Source organism: Sphingobium sp. Ant17 (assembly GCF_000588875.1).
Classification (GTDB): Bacteria; Pseudomonadota; Alphaproteobacteria; order Sphingomonadales; family Sphingomonadaceae; genus Sphingobium.
This window is the reverse complement of sequence record NZ_JEMV01000002.1, coordinates 72231-92111: the sequence shown is the minus strand read 5'-3', so window position 1 is coordinate 92111 and position 19881 is coordinate 72231. Positions and strand designations below refer to the sequence as shown.

Sequence of the window (19881 nt, the reverse complement as noted above, 5' to 3'; positions counted from 1 at the left end):
AAAAAAAAAGGGCTTCTCCCACGCGGGAGAAGCCCTTTTTTCTTGGCCGCGCTCCTGTGATCCAATAGCGCGATCAGCCTCTAGGCGTCAGCGACGTGCCGCCGCGCTTTTGTCCCGCACCGCCTTGAATTCCGATCCCGGCTTCCATTGCGGCCAGCGGGTCGAACTGGCGAGGTCGCGACCGATAGTCAGCAGCAGGTCGACATCCTGCGCCGCACCATCCAGCTTCCAGTCTGGGCCGATCGCATCGCACGCCTGATGATAGCATTGGCCGGTATAGGTATCGACCCAGGCCTGTCCTGCCGCGCGGCCGCCTTCGACCAGGTCGGACGCGCCTGCAATCCCCATCAGCAACAACACGGGAACGCCTTGCTTGGCCATGGAGAAATGGTCGGCGCGATAGAAAAGGCCGCGTTCAGGCAGGCTTTCTGGCGTGACGACGCGGCCTTGGTCGGCAGCGACTTTCGCCAGATCATCCTCCAATGTGCTTTGGCCCTTGCCCACCAGGATGACGTCTTTCGCCTTGCCGGCAGTCTGGAGGATATCGAGGGTCAGGTTGGCAACCGTGCTGTCCAACGGCCACACCGGGTTCTGGGCATAATGTTCGGAGCCAAGCAATCCGCGCTCCTCTGCCGTCCACGCCGCGAACAGGACCGAACGATCGGGGGCAGGGCCAGCCTTGAACGCGCGCGCAATTTCGAACAGGCCCGCAATGCCAAGCGCATCGTCATTCGCCCCGGCGCGATAGATGCGCCCCTGTGCGTCCGGCGCGCCCTTGCCATAGGCGTCCCAATGCGCGCCATACATCACCGTTTCATCCGGCCGTTTCGTGCCGGGAATGCGCGCCAGGACGTTGGCGCTCTGCACCACTTCCTGCGTCACCGGGAAGGCGGCGGAGAAGCGCGCGCCGGTCAGCTCCACCGGACGGAATGCCTTGCTGCGCGCCCGCTTGCGCAGCGCAGCCAGGTCGAGGCTCGCGCCAGCGAACAACGCCTTGGCGGCGTCTCCCTCGACCCAGCCCTGCACGGCGAGGCTAGTCAGTTTATCGGCTGGACGAACGAGATCGTAATTTTCGCCACCCGGACTGACCACCACATTCCAGCCATAGCCGGCCCCGGGCGTGTCATGGACGATCAGCGCGCCGATCGCCCCGCGTCGCGCGGCTTCCTCGAACTTGTAGGTCCAACGGCCATAATAGGTCATGGCACGTCCACCGAACGCGCCGAAAGCATCCTCGCCTTTGGTCGCTTCGAAGTCGGGATCGTTGATCAGGAAGACCGCGACCTTACCCTTCAGGTCCACGTCCTTATAATCATCCCAGCCCCGTTCGGGCGCGGAGACGCCATAGCCCACGAACACCAGCGGCGCGGCGTCCACCACAACCTTGTCCTTGGGCTGGAGGGTGGAGAGATAGACCTGGTCGCCGACCGCCCAGTCCCTCGCGACGTCGCCCTGCGCGATGCCCAGCCGCTCCGCTTTGCCGAGGCGGGTGTGGAGCAGGGGCACGCTTTGCACCCATTGGCCATCGGGACCACCCGGCTCCAGCCCCAAAGCCTGAAACCGGCCGACCAGATAGCCGATCGTCCGCTCCTCCCCAATCGTACCGGGCGCGCGCCCTTCGAACAGGTCGGACGCCAGCGTGCGGACGGATTGGGCCAGTTGCTGCGGATCGGTCGTCTGCGCAGCGAGAGAGGCGGGAAGGGCGGCAGTGAGGGCCAGAGCCAGGCCAAGCGTGCGTATGGTCATGACCCGCTTCTAACCCCTTGCCAACGCAGGGGGAAGGGCGCGTCAGAATTCGATATCGAGTTCCTCGACCTCGTCCGGCTCGATCCGCGCGTCGTCGATCCATTCGCGCATCAGCGGCCAACCATTGATCGTCTGGCAATAGGCCGCGGCGGTAGCCGACACCGGCACGGCATAGGTCAGGAAACGTTCGGCGACGGGCGCGAACATCGCGTCGGCCACGGTGGGCTTGTCCCCAAACAGCCAAGGACCGCCATAACTGCCCAAGCATTCTGCCCAGATCGCTTCGATCCGCTCGATGTCCGGCTTCGCTCCGGAGAAAATAGGGAAACGGGCATGCCGCACCTTGAGATTCATCGGCAAAGCCGAGCGCAAGTTGGCAAAGCCCGAATGAATTTCGCCCGACACCGACCGGCAATGGGCGCGCGCGATCCGGTCGGCGGGATACATGCCGGCATCGGGATAAAGTTCGTGGAGATATTCGGCGATCGCCAAAGTATCCCATACGCTCGCCCCCTCATGGGTCAGACGCGGGACCAGCACAGAGGGGGAGAGCAACAGCAGCTCCGCGCGATTCTCCGCGTTATCGAGCGCGATTAGTTTTTCTTCGACATGCAGGCCTGCAATCCGGCATAACAGCCAGCCGCGCAGCGACCAGGAGGAATAATTTTTGCTGGATAGAGTGAGTTCCGCGATAGCCATGGCAATCCCTCCCGCTTCAGGGGAACCTCCCATTTATGATGATGCGGCGCAACATAAAAAGATTGTATAGCGTTACATGATAAGACCGATTCGTTGGCGGTGATATAACAAGGCAAGATTGCGATTATGCGGATGCTCTATAGCGGTTATCAGGCTTGGAACGATATGCTGGCGCCGGCGCGCTTTGGCGCGCAGATTGCTCTTGGCATGCGGGACCGGATGGGGCCAGCGGCCCAATGGGCGATGCCGCGTCGCCTGTTCGCACTGATGGATGTGTTCCAAGGTGCCAAGCTGACCCACAAGCGTCCCGCTTATGATATCGGCACGGTTACCAGCGGCAATGCACAGGTGGCCGTGCGCGAGGAAGTGGCGCTGGATTTGCCGTTTGGCGACCTGTTGCACTTCGTCAAGGACGAGGTCGATGCGGCTCAGCCCAAAGTGCTGGTGGTCGCGCCTATGTCCGGCCATTTTTCAACCTTGTTGCGCAGCACCGTCGTAACCCTGCTGCGCGATCATGACGTTTATATCACCGACTGGAAGAACGCCCGCGACGTGCCGCTGTCGGCCGGCCGCTTCGGGTTCGAGGATTATGTGGATTATGTGATCCAGTTCTTCCAGCATATGGGGCCTGGCGCACATATGGTATCGGTGTGCCAGCCCTGCGTCCCGGCACTGGCAGCAGTCGCGTTGATGGCGGAAGATAAAGACGCCGCGACGCCGAAGTCGATGACGTTGATGGGCGGGCCGATCGATCCCAACGCAGCGCCGACTGCGGTCAACGATCTGGCCAATGAAAAGCCGATCGAATGGTTCGAGAAGAATTTGATCTCCGTCGTGCCGCTGCGCTACGCGGGGCATGGTCGCCAAGTCTATCCGGGCTTCATCCAGCTATCCGCCTTCATGGCGATGAACATGGAACGCCATGGCGCGCAGCATCGGGAACTGTACCAATTGCTGGCCGATGGAAAGACCGTCGAAGCCGACAAGATCAAGAATTTCTATGAAGAATATTTCGCGGTCCTGGACATGACCCGCGAATTTTACATCGAAACCGTCGATCTGGTGTTCCAGAAAGCCTCCCTCGCCAAGGGTGAATTGATGCACCGGGGGCGGTTGGTCAAACCGGGCGCCATTCGCCATACGGCGTTGCTGACGGTCGAGGGCGAAAGGGACGATGTCTGCGCCGTAGGGCAGACATCGGCAGCCCATGGCCTATGCACCGGTCTGCGGCCGCACTTGAAGCGTCACCATCTCCAGCCGGGCGTCGGTCATTATGGCGTATTTTCCGGCAGCAAATGGGAAAGCCAGGTCTATCCGCAGGTGCGGAACATGATCCTCGCGATGAACTGATCGCAATCAGGCAACCGACCGATCCGGAGGGGATCGGTCGGCTGCCCACTGGTCACAGGACGTAGCGACTAAGGTCGGTGTCGCGCGCAATCGCATCCAGCTGCTTTTCGACATAGGCGGCGTCCACCACAAGCGTTTCACCCCGCCGGTCCTCGGCCTCGAAGCTGACATCCTCCAGCAGCTTTTCCATCACCGTCTGCAGGCGGCGGGCACCGATATTCTCGACCTCGCCATTCACTTCCGCTGCAATTCGCGCCACCGCGCGGATGCCCTCGGCGGTCAGGTCGATGGTTACGCCCTCGGTCGCCAGCAGCGCCCGATATTGCGCCACCAGGCTTGCCTTGGTGTCCGAGAGGATCGCGACGAAATCCTCTTCGGTCAGCGCCTGCAACTCTACGCGGATCGGCAGGCGACCCTGCAATTCGGGCAACAGGTCGCTGGGCTTGGCGACATGAAAAGCGCCCGACGCGATGAACAGGATGTGGTCGGTCTTGAGCGGGCCATATTTGGTCGCAACCGTCGTCCCCTCGATCAGGGGCAACAGGTCGCGCTGTACGCCCTCGCGGCTGACGGAACCGCCACGCACGTCGCTGACCGCAATCTTATCGATTTCGTCGAGAAACACGATGCCATTCTGCTCAGCGCTGGTGATGGCAACGCGCGCGACATCATCCTGGTCCAGTCGCTTGTCCTGTTCCTCCTCGATCAGCTTGTCCCAGGCATCGGCGACGCGCAGCTTGCGGCGCTTCTTCTGGTTTTGGCCCAATGCTTTGGACATCATGTCGGACAGGTTGATCATACCCATCTGGCCGCCCATGCCGGGGATATCCATCGGCATGGAAGGGCTGTCGGCGATTTCCACCTCGACCTCGACATCGTTCATCTGATGCTGCTCAATCCGCTGGCGGAAGGAGAGGCGGGTCGCCTCGCTCGCTTCCTTGCCCGTTAGCGCGTCGAGGAGGCGGTTCATCGCCGCCTCGGACGCCGCTTCGCGCACCGCTTCGCGGCGGCGATCCTTTTCCAGCCGCACCGCTTCCTCGACCAGGTCGCGGACGATCTGTTCGACATCGCGACCAACATAGCCGACTTCTGTGAACTTGGTGGCCTCGACCTTGACGAAGGGCGCATCGGCCAGCTTCGCCAGGCGACGGCTGATCTCGGTCTTGCCGCACCCCGTCGGCCCGATCATCAGGATATTTTTGGGTGTTACCTCGTCGCGCAGATCGTCGGGCAAATGCTGCCGCCGCCAACGATTGCGCAGCGCCACCGCGACAGCGCGCTTGGCATCCTTCTGGCCGATGATATGCGCGTCAAGTGCCGCGACGATGGCTTTGGGGGTCAGATTGTCGTTCATTCCAAACTCCCCCTCCCCTTCTAAGGGAGGGGCAGGGGGTGGGTGCGATTGCACAGCAATCGCTCGCAAAATAGGTGGAATGGGATTGCGGCTCGCTTTGCTCGCTACCCACCCCAACCCCTCCCTTGGCAGGGAGGGGCACGTTAATCAGGCGACCGAATCCAATGTTTCGATGGTCAACTGATCGTTGGTATAAACGCAAATATCCGCCGCCACGGCCATGGCCTTGCGCGCCAGTGCCTCGGCATCCGCCTCATAGTCCACCAGCGCACGGGCCGCCGCCAGCGCGAAATTACCGCCCGATCCGATCGCCGCAACGCCGTTCAGCGGCTCCAGCACGTCGCCATTGCCGGTCAGGATCAATGTCACATCCTTGTCTGCGACGATCATCATCGCTTCCAAATTGCGCAGATATTTGTCGGTGCGCCAGTCCTTTGCCAGTTCGACGGCAGAGCGCATCAGCTGCCCATTGTGCCGCTCCAGCTTGGCTTCCAGCCGCTCGAACAGAGTGAAGGCGTCGGCCGTCGCGCCGGCAAAGCCGCCGATGACGGAGCCGTCATGCAGGCGCCGCACCTTGCGGGCGTTGGGCTTCATGACGGTCTGGCCCATCGAGACCTGACCGTCGCCAGCGACGACGACTTTGCCATTTTTGCGGACGGACATGATGGTGGTGCCATGCCAGACCGGCATGGCGCTGCGATGTTGGTCGTTCATGGGCGGCATATGGGAGGCGAGATCGCCCTGTGCAAGCCGGGCCATGTGCATCGTCGAAGCGTGGCATTTGCGCGACAATATTGTGACAAATATTGTAGGAACTAATGTTGGTTAATTGACATTGTGCAGCGCAGCATCAAATATCAACGTCGAATAAAAGGGGGTAGGACTCGCATGTCTCTCAAGGCCATGGCTCAGGAAAAAGTCGAGCGCGCGGGAATTTCCAACTATAGTTTCGATCACGACGTGTTGGTCATGTGCGGTGTCCGCTACACGCTCGAAGCCTGCACCTGTGGCGAGCCTGATTGCGATGGTGTCCGCCTGCGCAAAAGCCCCAAGGTAATCGGGCGCGTTCTGCAATAAGCTGGGCGGATCGCCGACGCCGTTCCCCTTATCGCATCGCCTCCTTGCCGGCGCGGCCCACTGATTCGATGTCGCGGCCGACGCCTTGCACCGTGTTGCAGGCCGATAGGGCCAGCAGCCATCCGCTCATCAACAGGCATAATGGAGGACGGATCATGGCATCACTCCACATTGGTTATTGGGATCCTCTATAACCGGGTGGCGACGGCGGGAAGAGCGATTGTGCATGACCGTTTCACCTCCGCTTGACAGAGGCGGCCCGCAATGCCAATGGCCGCTTCCTCCCGACAGGGGGCGCGTAGCTCAGTGGTAGAGCACACCCTTCACACGGGTGGGGTCGCAGGTTCAATCCCTGCCGCGCCCACCATGGCTTACCCGCCATGGCAGGACAGATTATTTCCCGGCATTGATCTTTTGATACGCAGCTTTAATCCTGCGGTCCTGATCCGGCGCGTGCGCGCGCCGAGCCGAAAGGATGTCGATGCCCCCTTATCTGAAAGCCAGTGCCGCGCTTGGCGCTTTGCTGTTGAGTTCCGCTGTGTCCGTGCAGGCGCAGGAAAAACTGACGCTGGAACGCGTGTTCGCCAGCCCTGATCTTGCCGGACCGCAGCCGCGCGCGCTCACATTATCGCCGGACGGGACGCTTGTGACCCTGCTCAAGCCACGCGCGGATGAGAAGGAGCGGCTCGACCTGTGGGCGATCGACACCGCTACCGGCGCGGAGCGGATGCTGGTCGATTCGAAAAGGACCGGCAGCGGCGCGGCGCTCAGCGAAGCGGAAAAAATGCAGCGCGAGCGGGATCGCAGCGTCGCGGGCAGTAGCGGGATTACCAGCTATGACTGGTCGTCCGATGGCAAGACCATCCTCGTGCCCGTCGATGGCGACCTCTATCTCGCCGCGCTGGATGGACAGGTGACACGGCTGACCGACACGCCCGATGGCGAATTGAACGGCGTGGTCAGTCCCAAGGGGCGTTTCGTATCCTTCGTGCGGGGCGGCAATCTGTTCGTGCAGCCGATCGATGGTGTGGAACGACAGATAACGCAGGGCGCGAGCGATACGGTGAGCTGGGGCGTGGCCGAGTTCGTCGCGCAGGAGGAAATGGACCGGCGCACCGGCTATTGGTGGTCGCCCGATGAAGCGATGATCGCCGTCGCGCGGGTCGATGAAGGTCCGGTCGGCATCGTCACCCGCACCGCGATCGGCGGGGAGGGGACCAAGGTCTATCAACAACGCTACCCGGCGGCAGGCACGCCCAACGCGCTAGTCGATCTGTATGTGATGAAACCGGATGGATCGGGCCAGGTGAAGGTCGATCTCGGCCCGGATTCGGACATTTATCTGGCGCGGGTCAACTGGTCTAAGGATGGTCGGACCCTCTATGTCCAGCGGGAAAGCCGCGATCAGAAACGGCTCGACCTGCTGGCGGTTGACCCCGCCACGGGCAAGGGCCGGGTGATCCTCGCAGAAACGGCGAAGAGCTGGGTCAATCTGTCCAATAATTTCAGACCCCTGGCGGATGGGAGTTTGCTGTGGTGGTCGGAGAAGACCGGGCATGGGCATCTCTACCATGTGCGTGGTGACAAATGGACGGCGCTGACCAGCGGCAAGTGGGACGTGCGCGACGTGGTGGGCGTGGATGAGGGTAAGAGCCTCGTTTATTTCACTGGCAATCGCGAAACGCCGCTGGAACAGCAACTCTATACCGCGCCGCTGAAAAAGGCCGGGGAAGCGCAGGCGTTGACGCGCAGTGGCTGGTGGAACGATGCCGTGATGGACGGTAAGGCCAGCCGGATCGTCGTCAGCCGCCAGAATAGCGACCAGCCAAAGCAGGTCTATCTGGCCGACAATAAGGGCAAGCAGCTGCAATGGTTGTCGGAAAATGCGCTGACCGGCAGCCACCCCTATGCGCCCTATGTCGCCAGCCATGTGAAGACGACATTCGGCACGGTGAAGGCGGCGGACGGCACGACGCTCTACACCAAGATCATGACCCCGCCGATCGAGCCGGGGAAACGCTATCCGGTGTTCATGATCCATTATGGCGGCCCTGGCGGCGGACGGCAGGCGACGAATGTCTGGAGCGGGGCGCTCAACCAATATCTGGTCGATCGGGGCTGGATCGTCTTTGCGATCGACAATCGCGGCACGCCCGATCGCGGCAAGGCGTTCGAGGACCATCTCTACCGGGCGATGGGCACGGTGGAGGTCGAGGACCAGCTAGTGGGCGTCGACTGGCTCAAGGCCCAGCCCTTCGTCGATCCAACGCGGATTGCGACTTATGGCTGGTCCTATGGTGGCTATATGTCCCTGAAACTGCTGGAAAAGGCACCGGGCGTGTTTGGCGCGGTGATCGCCGGTGCGCCGGTGACGAAATGGGAACTGTACGACACCCATTATACCGAACGCTATATGGGCCAGCCGCAGGACACGCCTAGTGCCTATCCCGCCTCGGGCGCGGTCGAGGAGTCGGTGAAGATCGTCGATCCGCTGCTGCTGATCCACGGCATGTCCGACGATAATGTCGTGTTCGACAATGCCACCGCGCTGATGGCCAAAATGCAGGGCGCGGCGGTGCCGTTCGAGATGATGGCCTATCCGGGGCAGACCCATCGCGTCGGTGGGCCTGGCGTCAGCGTGCATCTGTGGCGGACGATCGAGGACTTTCTGGCCCGTCGCGGGATTGCGTCCGCCGAGTGAGCGCTGCCGTTGTCGCCAGGCGTTGACGGTCAGATGGCGGTAACGGTTTTTACTGTGCAAGACGCGGCGCATGGCCCACCCGGCCGCTGCGCCGCGACGGATATCGCGCCCGCTATCGGCTGGCCAAGCCCTTCTTTCTGGACAAAAGGGCCAAGATCGCTAGGGAGCGCACTCTGAAAGTTTTGCTTTGGAGTGGAGAGTCTAGTCATGGGTTACAGGGTCGTCGTCGTAGGTGCCACTGGCAATGTGGGCCGCGAAATGCTGACCATTCTCGCCGAGCGCGAGTTCCCGATTGACGAGATCGCGGCCGTCGCTTCCTCGCGATCGCAGGGGCTGACCGTGGATTTCGGCGACAGTGGCAAGACTATCAAATGTCAGAGCATCGAGCATTTCGACTTTGCCGGTTGGGATATCGCTCTGTTCGCGGTCGGCAGCGGCCCGACAGCGGAATATGCACCCAAGGCAGCGGCAGCCGGTTGCGTCGTGATCGACAACAGCTCGCTCTATCGCATGGACCCGGACGTTCCCTTGATCGTGCCGGAAGTGAACCCCGATGCGATCGATGGCTACAAGAAGAAGAACATCATCGCCAACCCCAACTGCTCGACCGCACAGATGGTCGTGGCGTTGAAGCCGCTGCATGACGTTGCCAAAATCAAGCGCGTCGTCGTTTCGACCTATCAGTCGGTGTCGGGCGCGGGCAAGGCGGGCATGGATGAGCTGTTCGAGCAGAGCCGCAACATCTTCGTCGGCGATCCGGCCGAGCCCAAGAAGTTCACCAAGCAGATCGCTTTCAACGTGATCCCGCATATCGATGTTTTCCTGGACGATGGTTCGACCAAGGAAGAATGGAAGATGGTTGCGGAAACCAAGAAGATCCTCGATCCCAAGATCAAGCTGACCGCGACATGCGTGCGTGTGCCGGTGTTCGTCGGCCATAGCGAGGCGATCAACATCGAGTTTGAGAACGAGATTTCGGCTAAGGAAGCGCAGGACATCTTGCGCGAGGCACCCGGTATCATGCTCGTCGATAAGCGCGAAGATGGCGGCTACATCACGCCGGTCGAATGCGTCGGTGATTTCGCGACCTTCATCAGCCGCGTGCGCGAGGATTCGACCGTCGACAATGGCATCAACCTGTGGTGCGTCAGCGACAATCTGCGCAAGGGTGCGGCGCTGAACGCGGTGCAGATCGCCGAACTGCTTGGCCGTCGCCACCTTAAGAAGGGCTGATAACCTGATGATTGCCGGCGCTGCTGCTGCCTGGAACGCCGTTCCAGTCGCGCAGCGCCGGATGATCATTGCTATGGCCGTGGCGGTTTGCCTGGCCAATATTGCGCAACCCTATCCCGACCTTGCGCCGCTTCAGCATGGGCCGACTGTTGCGCTGCTTTTCGCCGCGCCGTGGCTGTTGCGACGCTGGCCACTGTCTACCGCAGCGATTGGCTGTATCTTCGCCTTCCTCTTGCTTCATACGCTGGGCGCGCGCTGGATATATTCCTATGTGCCTTATGACGACTGGGCACGAGCGGTGGTTGGACATGACATCTCCTCCCTCTTCGGAACGACCCGCAACGGATATGACCGGCTGGTTCATTTCGCTTTTGGGGCTTTGCTGACCCTGCCTATGGTGGAGACATCCCGTAAATTCGGAGCCTTCGCGGCGGATGGAGCCTTGCCTTCGCCTTCGCCTTCATCGCGCTGGGCAGCGCGCTCTACGAGATTTTCGAATGGCTGCTCACCCTCATCGCGGCGGGCGAGACGGCGGACTATTATAATGGTCAGCAAGGCGACGTGTGGGATGCGCAGAAGGACATGGCGGCAGCACAGGTCGGCAGCGCCCTCGCATTGATCGCGCTCTTGCGTCGCCCCGACTGACGCCATATCGGCAAACCGCCCCAGCCAAAGGACCATGCCATGACCGACCTCCCCATCGAACGCCATGACGTAAAGGGCTATGACGGTCTGCCGATCGCTGTACATGTTGCGGGGGAAGGGCGGGATCTGGTGCTGATCCACGGCTATTTCTCCAACGCCTACACCAACTGGATCCGCTATGGCCATGCCGCCAAACTGGTGGCGGCGGGGTTTCGGGTGATCATGCCGGACTTGCGCGGGCATGGGGAAAGCGGCAAGCCGCATGATCACGCCGCCTATCCGCCCGATGCGCTGACCGATGACGGTCTGGCGCTGATCGAACAGATGGGGCTGACCGATTATGATCTTGGCGGCTATTCGCTGGGCGCGCGGACGACGGTGCGGATGCTGGCGCGGGGTGCGACGCCGCGCCGAGTGATCCTGGCAGGCATGGGGCTGCGCGGGCTGGTGCAGTCACTCGATAATGGCGGCTATTACAAGAATGTGCTGACCAATCTCGGCACGTTCGAACGCGGCACGTCGCAATGGATGACCGAAGCCTTCCTCAAGACCACCAAGGGCGATCCGGTTGCGTTGCTTCATATTCTCAATACGTTCGTCGACACACCCGAGCCGGTCATCGCCGGGATCATGCAGCCGACGAGGATTATCTGTGGCGCGGACGACCAGGATAATGGCGTGGCGCAGGAACTGGCGGACTTGCTCCCCCACGGTGATTTCGTCGAAGTTCCTGGCAATCATATGAATGCGGTCACCCGCAAAGAGATGGGGCAGGCAATGGTGGATTTTCTGACGGCTTGACGGGATCGCACGGTCAGGTCACTTTCCCCGCATACGCCTAAAAGGGGAATCCCATGAAAATCGCCGTCTCGATCGCCGCGCTTGCGGCCGCTCTTGTTGTTTCACCCGTTCTGGCGCAGCAGGTGCCCGCACCGACGGCGGCCGAGGCCGACGCCTTCCTCGCCAAGGCGGAAAAGGCAATGTTCGACCACTCGCTCATTTCGAGCCGTGCCGCCTGGATCAATGCCACCTATATCAGCGATGATAGCGATGCAGTGGCTGCTCATTTCGGTGCGATTGGTACCCGCATGACTGTCGATTACGCGCTGGAGGCGGCGAAATATGCGACGGCGCCGGGTCTGTCGGTCGAAACCAAGCGGCGGCTAGACCTGCTCCGCACCGCCTTGACCCTGCCTGCGCCCACCACGCCGGGCGCTGCGCAACAGCTGAATGATCTCTCCACCAAGCTCCAGTCCACCTATGGCCGGGGGAAGGGCACGCTCAACGGTCAGCTGATCAATGGCAGCGACATCGAAGAGAAAATGGGTTCAAGCCGTAACCCGCAGGAACTCAAGGAAATGTGGGTAAGCTGGCACGACAATGTCGGCGCGCCGATGCGTGGCGATTATGCCCAACTGGTCGACATCGCCAATGCCGGAGCCAAGGAACTGGGCTTTGCCGACACCGGCGCAATGTGGCGGTCTAAATATGACATGCCCGCCGACGATTTTGCCGCGCTGACCGACAAGATCTGGGCCGAGGTGAAACCACTTTATGACGAATTGCATTGCTACACCCGCGGCAAGCTGAATGAAAAATATGGGGCGCAGGTGCAGCCCGCGACCGGCCCGATCCGCGCCGACCTGCTCGGCAATATGTGGGCGCAGGAATGGGGCAACATCTATGACGTGGTAGCACCCGCAGGCGCTGGCGACCTGGGCTTTGACGTCGGCGATCTGCTCAAGGCCAAGGGCTTTGTCGAAACCCGGCCCGATCAGGTGGACGGCCCCGATACCCCGGAACAGCAGCGGCGCGGCTATTGGGAAAAGCAGATGTTCAAGATCGGCGAGGGCTTTTATTCCTCGCTCGGCCTTGCGCCATTGCCCGCGACCTTCTGGGACCGCACCCAGTTCATCAAGCCGCTCGACCGCGAAGTCGTATGCCACGCCTCCGCCTGGGATCTGGACAATAAGGACGACCTGCGGGTCAAGATGTGTACCAAGATCAACAGCGACGATTTCGTGACCATTCATCACGAATTGGGGCATAATTATTATCAGCGCGCCTATAACGCGCATCCCTATCTCTATCTGGACGGGGCCAATGACGGCTTCCATGAAGCGATTGGTGATTTTGTCGCCCTGTCGATCACGCCCGATTACTTGGTGAAGATCGGCCTGCTCGATGCCGCCAAGGTACCAGGCGCGGACAAGGATCTGGGGTTGTTGCTGCGGCAGGCGATGGACAAGGTCGCCTTCCTGCCCTTCGGCCTGCTGATCGACAAATGGCGCTGGGGCGTGTTCGACGGATCGATCCCGCAGGACCAGATGCAGAAGGGCTGGACCGACTTGCGGCTGGAATATCAGGGCATCGTACCGCCTGCACCCCGAGATGAAACGAAGTTCGACGCAGGCGGCAAATATCATATCCCCGGCAACACGCCCTATACGCGTTACTTCCTCGCTCGCATCCTGCAATTCCAGTTCTATGAAGCAGCCTGTAAGCAAGCCGGCTGGAAGGGGCCATTGCACCGCTGTTCTTTCTACGGAAACAAGGACGTCGGGGCCAAGCTTAATGCCATGTTGGAAATGGGCGCGTCCAAACCTTGGCCCGATGCATTGCAAACCTTCACGGGAAGCCGCGCAATTTCCGGCAAAGCCATGACGGCCTACTTCGCACCATTGCAGAAATGGTTGATAACGCAGAATAAGGGCAAGTCATGCGGCTGGTAAATTTGGCGTAAAGTCTTTAAAGGCTGCCCGCTATGGACCCTACGATTATCATCATTGCTTTGTTGTTCTTCACCAGCGTCATCATGGCGCTGGCGATGGGCGTGGCGTGGCTCCATTTTGGTCGCCAGCGGCATGTGTTGAGTTGGGCTCTGTCGTATGGCATCGCGGCAGTACAGTGGCTGGCAAATGCAGGTGGCGTCGCGCTGCAGAGCGGCGTGTTGATGGCGGTGACTGCCTGCTGCATCGTTGTCAGCGGGACGTTAATGCTAGTCGGGGTTAGGCAGCGATCGGGCCGGCCACTGCCCCGGCTTACCTTGATCGTCCTTGGCGCGCTGGCTGGTGGTGGTGGCATTTACGCGGCCGTGATCGGCGACAGGTCGCTTCAGGGCATGATCGTCCCGTTCTATGTTGGTGTGCTGATGATTTGGTCGGCGGTGGCCTTGTGGCCGCGCAATCGGCGGCTGAACGCGCCGGAGCTGGCCTTTTTCAGTATGAGTATTACGCTGGCGCTATTCGAAGTCGGACTGGTTGCCAGTGCCGCTATGGATTTCGGGCGAGTGCCAGGCGAGGGGTTGGCATTCTATCGCGTTTTTGCTGGGGCTGGGGTTGCCTTCCATCTATGTCGGGCTGGGTGTCGCGGCGATCATGGTCGTGGCTGGCGATCTCGCCTACCAGTTACGCAAGCAGATGCGGCACGATCCATTGACAAATGTCCTCAATCGGCGCGGGCTGGATGAAGCCGCGGTCCGGGCCATAGGCCATGCCAACCGAAACCAACGGCCTTTGGCATTGGTAATATGCGATCTTGATGGGTTCAAGGCGCTGAACGATGGCCACGGCCATATTGCCGGAGACGAGGCGCTGCGCGGCTTCGCCCGGTTACTCACCAGCGCGGTGCGCCGCGGAGATATTGTGGCCCGCATGGGTGGGGACGAGTTCGGGTTACTGCTCATTGACACCGATGCCGCCGCTGCGGCCGATGTCATGGAGCGTGTGCGCGTGGAAATTAGCTGTCTCATCGTGCCGAATGCACAAGAGGCCGCTTTGCAAGCCAGCTTTGGGGTTGCCGAATTGATTGCATCCGATGCGACCCTGGAGGATATGGTCGCGCGCGCCGACACAGCGCTCTACCAAGCCAAGAAAGACGGCAAGAACCGCGTCGCCATCTGGCGCGCGGCTAGCCCATCAGCGGAAGGGTGGTTCGTTGAAGGCACGCAGCTTGCGGCTGTGTAGCTTAGCGCCCTCCTTGCGCAACAGTTCGCAGGTCATCAATCCCACGCGTAAATGGCCGGCGATCGCTTCCTCATAAAATCGGTTGGCCTGGCCCGGCAGCTTGAGTTCGCCATGGATCGGCTTATCGGATACGCATAGCAGTGTGCCGTAGGGAACGCGGAAACGATAGCCTTGGGCAGCGATAGTCGCGGATTCCATGTCTATCCCGACCGCTCGCGACAGGCTGAAACGCAGCGCCGAACTGGAATAGCGCAATTCCCAATTACGATCGTCGGTGGTGACGACAGTGCCGGTGCGCAGGCGACGGCGAAAATCCTCTTTATCACCGCCACCCAGCACAGCCTCGGCGGCATTGGCCATCGCGACCTGCACTTCGGCGATCGCCGGGACGGGGATTTCGGGCGGCAGCATCGCGTCCAAAACCTTGTCGTCGCGCAGATAAGCGTGAGCCAAAACATAGTCGCCAATCCGCTGGCTGGGGCGCAGGCCGCCGCAATGGCCGATCATCAGCCAGGCTTCGGGGCGCACCACCGCCAGATGGTCACAGATCGTCTTGGCATTGGCCGGGCCGACGCCGATGTTAACGAGGGTGATGCCGCTGCGGTCGGGGGCGATCAGATGATAGGCGGGCATCTGATGCCTGCGCCAGGCGCTGTCGGCGATCATCCGCGCGGGATCGGCGGTTTCGGACGTGACATAGACGCCGCCAGCGCCCGACAGGGCGGTGAAACGGCTGCCTTCCCGCTGTAGCTCCGCGCAGGCCCAGGCCACAAATTCATCGACATAGCGATGATAGTTGGTGAACAATATGTAGCGCTGCACATCTTCGGCGGGCGTGCCGGTATAATGTTTAAGCCGCGCCAGCGAGAAATCGGTGCGCAACCCGTCGAACAGCGCCAGGGGCCGGTCACCATCGGCATTGGGGATGAAGAGGCCATCGGCGATCTCGTCACCAATCTCGGCCAGTTCGGTCGCCGGAAAATGCCGTGCCAGCTCGGTTGGCGGCGTGCCATCGAGCGCGCTCATGTCCAGCCCGTCGAGTACATAGGGGAAGGGGATTTGCTGGGTGCTAAGGCCCGTCTCCACCTCGACGCCATAGTCGCGGACCAGCAGGTCGATCTGTTCGGCCAGATAATCGGCGAACATGGCCGGGCGGGTAACGGTTGTTACATAGCGGCCGGGCTTGGACAGCCGCGCGAACGAGCGGCCGGGCGGCGGCATGTCGCTTTCGCCATGATAGACGATCCGCAGTTCGGGATAGCAGAAGAGTCGTTCGCTCCGTGCGGTAGCCGCAGGCACGCGGCCATCCCGGGCGTAGGCGCGCATCGCCTCACGCAGATTTTCGATGGATGTCTGATAGATATGGTCGAGTTGCGCGACCGTCGCTTTGCCGATGCTCTGTGTCATCGCCCCCTGTTACCGCCTTTGCGTGACGGAAGGAAGACGGAACCGCAACAAGGCGCACCGGTATGTCCGGCGCGCCTGTATCGCTGTCAGAGTTGGCCCAACATATGATCGGCGGACGAAACCTTATAGTCGCCCGGTTCCTCGACATTGAGTTCGGCGACGACGCCGTCCTTGACGATCATCGAGAAACGCTGGCCGCGCGTGCCGAGGCCGAACTTGCTGCCGTCCATGGTCAAACCCACCGCCTTGGCGAAATCGCCATTGCCATCGGCCAGCATCGTTACCTTGTCATCGGCACCGGCTGACTTGCCCCAGGCACCCATGACGAACACATCGTTGACGGCGGTGCAGGCGATCTCGTCAACACCCTTGGCCTTGAGCGCATCGGCCTTTTCAACGAAACCGGGCAGATGCTTGGCCGAACAGGTCGGGGTAAACGCGCCCGGGACCGAGAAGATGGCAACGGTGCGCCCAGCGAAATATTCGTCCGAACCAACGGGTTCGGGACCATTCTGCGTCATCTTGGTAAAAGTCGTGCTGGGCAGGCTGTCGCCTTTGGCAATGGTCATGATTATTTCTCCTTGAAGCGCAGCGCCCAAAATTGTGTTCGCTCCATAGGCTTTCAAGATGGACGGTCTTTAATCGCCGTCCCGTCGCCATCCCTTACGAACCAGCACAACGAGAAAAGCCGCCAGACCGATGGCGGAAAATACGCCAATCTGGTGCCCCATTAAAGGCGTGCCGTCTAACAAGTGAGGACGAGTGGAGCGACTAACTCGATCGCAATGCCTGGGCCGGCCAGTACCATCGCGACGATTTCAATCCCCTGGAAGAGCCGAGGCCGCCCCTTGGGAACAGGCGCAGCCGGAAACTGCGTAAGGAGCGCGTCGAGGTCACCATCAATGTGGCGCACGGATCGGTAATGGAGCCACATATGGAGGAGCGGCCACCAACATAGGGTTAAGAGCCCCGCCGCCAGCGATGCCGCAGGGCCAAAATCGTCGATCGACTGAGTTAGGGTGCGCGGGATAAGCGCCATTGTCAGCATGGCTATGGGTATTGAAAAAAGAAAACTTATCGAGAGACGTCGATCAATCACCGCCATCGCGTCGATGTGCCTCCGCTCCACTCTCGCCCATTCTCTTTGTGTAAGCCGAACGGCCCCGCCCCGGGCGAGCAGAAACAGGATACTGCCATCAGCGTCTGTGTGCCGGCGGTGGTTGAAACGAGCCCGGGTTGTAAATCCCAATACTCTTGCTGAGGTCACGAGAATGATCCGTAAGAAGAAGCCAGTCTCCGTCATCGGCCATGTTGGTTTAAAAAGTGCCTAATGAGAGGGCATAAGGCCAGCGTCCGCCTTGTACGGCAGAATTATATCCGTTCGATGCCGTTAGCGGCCATGATTGCCGACGTCTGATGATAGTTGTAGGCTGCTTTCATGGACCAGTCGCGTTTCTATGGTGGGCATTTCCTGCTCGCGCTCCCCGGCATGGATGACATCCGCTTCGATCATTCCGTGATCGCGATGTGCGTTCATGACGACCATGGCGCTCTGGGCATAGCCGTGGGCGAGGAAATGGAGGAGGTGCGGCTGCGCGACCTGCTCGAAAGTTTCGATATCGACGGCAGCGGTGTGCCGGACATGCCGGTGCTGCGCGGTGGCCCTGTCGAGCCGCGCCGGGGCTTTGTGTTGCATTCGCTCGACTGGGCAGGACAGGACATGGTGCAGGTCGATGACCGCTGGGGCCTGTCGGGCTCGCTCGATATCTTGAAGGCGATCGGGGAGGGGCGGGGACCGAGCCGCTATCTCGTCGCGCTGGGCTACGCCGGATGGGGTGCTGGGCAGTTGGAGCAGGAGATGACCGGCGAAAGCTGGTTCCTGGCACCGGGTGACAAGGACCTGTTGTTCGAAACGCCTGCGCGCCGCAAATGGTCGGCCATTTTCGCGGCGATGGGCATCGATTCGTCGCATCTTGTGGGCGGAGCCGGGTCCGCCTGAAAGCCATCGGCGATAAGCACATAAAGACATCTTTATATTGCATTGCCATCAGGCCCGCCGCTTGGTAAAGCCCGGCCCATCGTCGCCGCCCGGCTCATGTCAGCGGTGCCAGCCTTTATTTGACTGACGGAGATATGCTCGTGGCCACTGTACCCGCCGCCCAGGCGCAGGATTATGTGATTGCCGATATCGGCCTCGCTGCCTTTGGCCGCAAGGAAATGGATATTGCCGAAACCGAAATGCCGGGCCTGATGGCGCTGCGCGAGGAATTTGGCGCGTCGCAGCCGCTCAAGGGCGCGCGCATCACCGGATCGCTGCACATGACGATCCAGACCGCCGTGCTGATCGAAACGCTGACCGCGCTGGGCGCGGAAGTGCGTTGGGCGACTTGCAACATCTATTCGACGCAGGACCATGCCGCCGCCGCGATCGCCGCATCGGGCGTGCCCGTATTCGCTATCAAGGGCGAAACGCTGCAGGAATATTGGGACTATGTCGAGCGTATCTTCGACTGGCACAATCATGAGTCGGGCGTCTGCAACATGATCCTGGACGATGGTGGCGACGCCACCATGTTCGCGCTGTGGGGCGCGCGTGTCGAGGCCGGTGAAGAATTGTTCACGCCGTCGAACGAGGAAGAAGAAATCTTCGTCGCCGTGCTCAAGCGCGTATTGGCCGAACGTCCCGGCTTCCTGACCAAGACCGTCCAGTCGATCAAGGGCGTGTCGGAAGAGACGACCACCGGCGTCCACCGCCTCTATGAACTAGCCAAGAAGGGCAAGCTGCCCTTCCCGGCGATCAACGTGAACGACAGCGTCACCAAGTCTAAGTTCGACAATCTCTATGGCTGCAAAGAATCGCTTGTCGACGCGATCCGTCGCGGCACCGACGTCATGCTGGCCGGCAAGGTTGCTTGCGTTGCGGGCTTCGGCGACGTCGGCAAGGGGTCGGCTGCCTCGCTCCGCAATGGCGGCGCGCGCGTGCTGGTGACCGAAGTCGATCCGATCTGCGCGTTGCAGGCGGCGATGGAAGGCTATGAAGTCGTGACGATGGAAGAAGCCGCGCCCCGCGCCGACATCTTCGTCACCGCGACCGGAAACGAAGCCGTCCTGACCGTCGATCATATGCGCGCCATGAAGAATATGGCGATCGTGTCCAACATCGGCCATTTCGACAGCGAGATCGAGATTGCCGGCCTCGCCAACATGAAGTGGACCGAGATCAAGCCGCAGGTCGATGAGGTCGAATTCCCCGATGGCAAGAAGATCATCGTCCTGTCGAAGGGCCGCCTCGTTAACCTGGGCAATGCCACTGGCCATCCCAGTTTCGTCATGTCGGCCAGCTTCACCAACCAGACGCTGGCGCAGATCGAGCTTTGGACCAAAAGCGAGCAGTACGGCAACGACGTCTATGTCCTGCCCAAGCATCTGGACGAGAAGGTCGCCGAACTGCACCTGGAAAAGCTGGGTGTGAAGCTCACCAAGCTGAGCCATCGCCAGGCCGACTATATCGGCGTACCGGTCGAAGGCCCCTTCAAGCCCGACCACTACCGCTACTGATGCAACAAAGGGGGAGGGCAATGCCTTCCCCCTTTTCTCGTTGATCCTCTCCTGCCGGGGGGAGTATTTCTTTGACGTGCAGCATCATATTCGCTCCGCTCTGCCCTAACCGTGCAATTCTTTGCATCCCCGCTTCCCGCTGCGCC

Annotated in this window: 18 protein-coding genes, 1 tRNA gene and 1 pseudogene; 12 read left to right on the top strand and 8 right to left on the bottom strand. The window is 60.9% G+C overall.

Annotation, left to right across the window (positions count from 1 at the left end; all coding sequences use genetic code 11):
* Positions 1–87 precede the first annotated feature (87 nt).
* Positions 88–1746, bottom strand: coding sequence for a M28 family metallopeptidase (locus BF95_RS01700; RefSeq protein ID WP_043148911.1), 1659 nt, complete (start codon positions 1744–1746; stop codon positions 88–90).
* A 42-nt stretch (positions 1747–1788) separates the two neighbouring features.
* Positions 1789–2445, bottom strand: a complete 657-nt coding sequence (locus BF95_RS01695) for a glutathione S-transferase (protein WP_043148909.1) — start codon at positions 2443–2445, stop codon at positions 1789–1791.
* A gap of 126 nt (positions 2446–2571) precedes the next feature.
* Between BF95_RS01695 and BF95_RS01690 the strand changes: the two genes are divergently transcribed.
* Positions 2572–3795, top strand: a complete 1224-nt coding sequence (locus BF95_RS01690) for a polyhydroxyalkanoate depolymerase (protein ID WP_043148908.1) — start codon at positions 2572–2574, stop codon at positions 3793–3795.
* A gap of 52 nt (positions 3796–3847) precedes the next feature.
* On the opposite strand, the gene hslU is transcribed toward BF95_RS01690, so the two are convergent.
* Positions 3848–5149, bottom strand: coding sequence for an ATP-dependent protease ATPase subunit HslU (gene hslU / locus BF95_RS01685; protein ID WP_043148907.1), 1302 nt, complete (start codon positions 5147–5149; stop codon positions 3848–3850).
* A gap of 147 nt (positions 5150–5296) precedes the next feature.
* Positions 5297–5863 carry an ATP-dependent protease subunit HslV gene (hslV, locus tag BF95_RS01680; protein WP_043149060.1) on the bottom strand — a complete coding sequence of 189 codons (567 nt, stop codon included), beginning with the start codon at positions 5861–5863 and terminating at the stop codon, positions 5297–5299.
* Positions 5864–6037: 174 nt separating this feature from the next.
* Between hslV and BF95_RS01675 the strand changes: the two genes are divergently transcribed.
* A complete protein-coding gene (locus BF95_RS01675; protein WP_043148905.1) occupies positions 6038–6226 on the top strand; it encodes a hypothetical protein in 189 nt (62 codons plus the stop codon).
* 28 nt (positions 6227–6254) lie between these two features.
* Here the strand turns inward: BF95_RS01675 and BF95_RS26030 are convergent, their stop codons facing one another.
* A complete protein-coding gene (locus BF95_RS26030; protein WP_443018319.1) occupies positions 6255–6356 on the bottom strand; it encodes an entericidin A/B family lipoprotein in 102 nt (33 codons plus the stop codon).
* Positions 6357–6518: 162 nt separating this feature from the next.
* Here BF95_RS26030 and BF95_RS01670 point away from each other — a divergent pair.
* From BF95_RS01670 to BF95_RS01660, 3 genes are all read left to right on the top strand, one after another.
* Positions 6519–6593: transfer RNA gene (locus BF95_RS01670), tRNA-Val, on the top strand.
* A 114-nt stretch (positions 6594–6707) separates the two neighbouring features.
* Positions 6708–8927 (top strand): S9 family peptidase, encoded by a 2220-nt coding sequence (locus tag BF95_RS01665; protein ID WP_043149057.1) that lies wholly within the window; start codon positions 6708–6710, stop codon positions 8925–8927.
* A 207-nt stretch (positions 8928–9134) separates the two neighbouring features.
* Positions 9135–10160: an aspartate-semialdehyde dehydrogenase gene (locus BF95_RS01660; protein ID WP_043148904.1), complete on the top strand. Its 1026-nt coding sequence runs from the start codon at positions 9135–9137 to the stop codon at positions 10158–10160.
* Here the strand turns inward: BF95_RS01660 and BF95_RS28645 are convergent.
* On the bottom strand, positions 10147–10299 hold the full coding sequence (locus BF95_RS28645) for a hypothetical protein (protein WP_235209524.1): 153 nt from the start codon (positions 10297–10299) through the stop codon (positions 10147–10149). The two genes, BF95_RS01660 and BF95_RS28645, sit on opposite strands and share 14 nt — an antisense overlap.
* Here BF95_RS28645 and BF95_RS26025 point away from each other — a divergent pair.
* The 5 genes and pseudogenes from BF95_RS26025 (at position 10228) to BF95_RS28635 (ending at position 14770) form a co-directional block, all read left to right on the top strand.
* Positions 10228–10805: pseudogene (locus BF95_RS26025) on the top strand (DUF2238 domain-containing protein). The gene BF95_RS28645 and the pseudogene BF95_RS26025 sit on opposite strands and share 72 nt — an antisense overlap.
* 39 nt (positions 10806–10844) lie before the next feature.
* Positions 10845–11606, top strand: a complete 762-nt coding sequence (locus tag BF95_RS01645; protein WP_043148901.1) for an alpha/beta fold hydrolase — start codon at positions 10845–10847, stop codon at positions 11604–11606.
* Positions 11607–11659: 53 nt separating this feature from the next.
* Positions 11660–13537, top strand: coding sequence for a M2 family metallopeptidase (locus tag BF95_RS01640; RefSeq protein WP_043148900.1), 1878 nt, complete (start codon positions 11660–11662; stop codon positions 13535–13537).
* Between the two features lie 32 nt (positions 13538–13569).
* Positions 13570–14274, top strand: a complete 705-nt coding sequence (locus tag BF95_RS28640; protein WP_235209519.1) for a hypothetical protein — start codon at positions 13570–13572, stop codon at positions 14272–14274.
* A complete protein-coding gene (locus tag BF95_RS28635; protein WP_235209518.1) occupies positions 14240–14770 on the top strand; it encodes a GGDEF domain-containing protein in 531 nt (176 codons plus the stop codon). Before BF95_RS28640 ends, BF95_RS28635 begins: the two co-directional genes overlap by 35 nt.
* Here the strand turns inward: BF95_RS28635 and BF95_RS01630 are convergent.
* Both BF95_RS01630 and BF95_RS01625 read right to left on the bottom strand, forming a co-directional pair.
* Positions 14723–16177, bottom strand: coding sequence for an AMP nucleosidase (locus BF95_RS01630; RefSeq protein WP_043148899.1), 1455 nt, complete (start codon positions 16175–16177; stop codon positions 14723–14725). The two genes, BF95_RS28635 and BF95_RS01630, sit on opposite strands and share 48 nt — an antisense overlap.
* Before the next feature lie 86 nt (positions 16178–16263).
* A complete protein-coding gene (locus tag BF95_RS01625) occupies positions 16264–16746 on the bottom strand; it encodes a peroxiredoxin (protein ID WP_043148898.1) in 483 nt (160 codons plus the stop codon).
* A gap of 869 nt (positions 16747–17615) precedes the next feature.
* Here BF95_RS01625 and BF95_RS01615 point away from each other — a divergent pair.
* Positions 17616–18176 carry a YqgE/AlgH family protein gene (locus BF95_RS01615; RefSeq protein WP_043148894.1) on the top strand — a complete coding sequence of 187 codons (561 nt, stop codon included), beginning with the start codon at positions 17616–17618 and terminating at the stop codon, positions 18174–18176.
* Positions 18177–18316: 140 nt separating this feature from the next.
* Complete coding sequence (ahcY, locus tag BF95_RS01610; RefSeq protein WP_043149054.1) at positions 18317–19735, top strand: adenosylhomocysteinase; 1419 nt, start codon at positions 18317–18319, stop codon at positions 19733–19735.
* Positions 19736–19881: the final 146 nt, after the last annotated feature.

Bases quoted from the DNA above. Each gene is read 5' to 3' on its own strand.
- BF95_RS01700 (WP_043148911.1), bottom strand. From the start codon at position 1,746: ATGACCATACGCACGCTTGGCCTGGCTCTGGCCCTCACTGCCGCCCTT.
- BF95_RS01695 (WP_043148909.1), bottom strand. From the start codon at position 2,445: ATGGCTATCGCGGAACTCACTCTATCCAGCAAAAATTATTCCTCCTGG.
- BF95_RS01690 (WP_043148908.1), top strand. From the start codon at position 2,572: ATGCGGATGCTCTATAGCGGTTATCAGGCTTGGAACGATATGCTGGCG.
- hslU (WP_043148907.1), bottom strand. From the start codon at position 5,149: ATGAACGACAATCTGACCCCCAAAGCCATCGTCGCGGCACTTGACGCG.
- hslV (WP_043149060.1), bottom strand. From the start codon at position 5,863: ATGAACGACCAACATCGCAGCGCCATGCCGGTCTGGCATGGCACCACC.
- BF95_RS01675 (WP_043148905.1), top strand. From the start codon at position 6,038: ATGTCTCTCAAGGCCATGGCTCAGGAAAAAGTCGAGCGCGCGGGAATT.
- BF95_RS26030 (WP_443018319.1), bottom strand. From the start codon at position 6,356: ATGAGCGGATGGCTGCTGGCCCTATCGGCCTGCAACACGGTGCAAGGC.
- BF95_RS01665 (WP_043149057.1), top strand. From the start codon at position 6,708: ATGCCCCCTTATCTGAAAGCCAGTGCCGCGCTTGGCGCTTTGCTGTTG.
- BF95_RS01660 (WP_043148904.1), top strand. From the start codon at position 9,135: ATGGGTTACAGGGTCGTCGTCGTAGGTGCCACTGGCAATGTGGGCCGC.
- BF95_RS28645 (WP_235209524.1), bottom strand. From the start codon at position 10,299: ATGCTGAAGCGGCGCAAGGTCGGGATAGGGTTGCGCAATATTGGCCAG.
- BF95_RS01645 (WP_043148901.1), top strand. From the start codon at position 10,845: ATGACCGACCTCCCCATCGAACGCCATGACGTAAAGGGCTATGACGGT.
- BF95_RS01640 (WP_043148900.1), top strand. From the start codon at position 11,660: ATGAAAATCGCCGTCTCGATCGCCGCGCTTGCGGCCGCTCTTGTTGTT.
- BF95_RS28640 (WP_235209519.1), top strand. From the start codon at position 13,570: ATGGACCCTACGATTATCATCATTGCTTTGTTGTTCTTCACCAGCGTC.
- BF95_RS01630 (WP_043148899.1), bottom strand. From the start codon at position 16,177: ATGACACAGAGCATCGGCAAAGCGACGGTCGCGCAACTCGACCATATC.
- BF95_RS01625 (WP_043148898.1), bottom strand. From the start codon at position 16,746: ATGACCATTGCCAAAGGCGACAGCCTGCCCAGCACGACTTTTACCAAG.
- BF95_RS01615 (WP_043148894.1), top strand. From the start codon at position 17,616: ATGGACCAGTCGCGTTTCTATGGTGGGCATTTCCTGCTCGCGCTCCCC.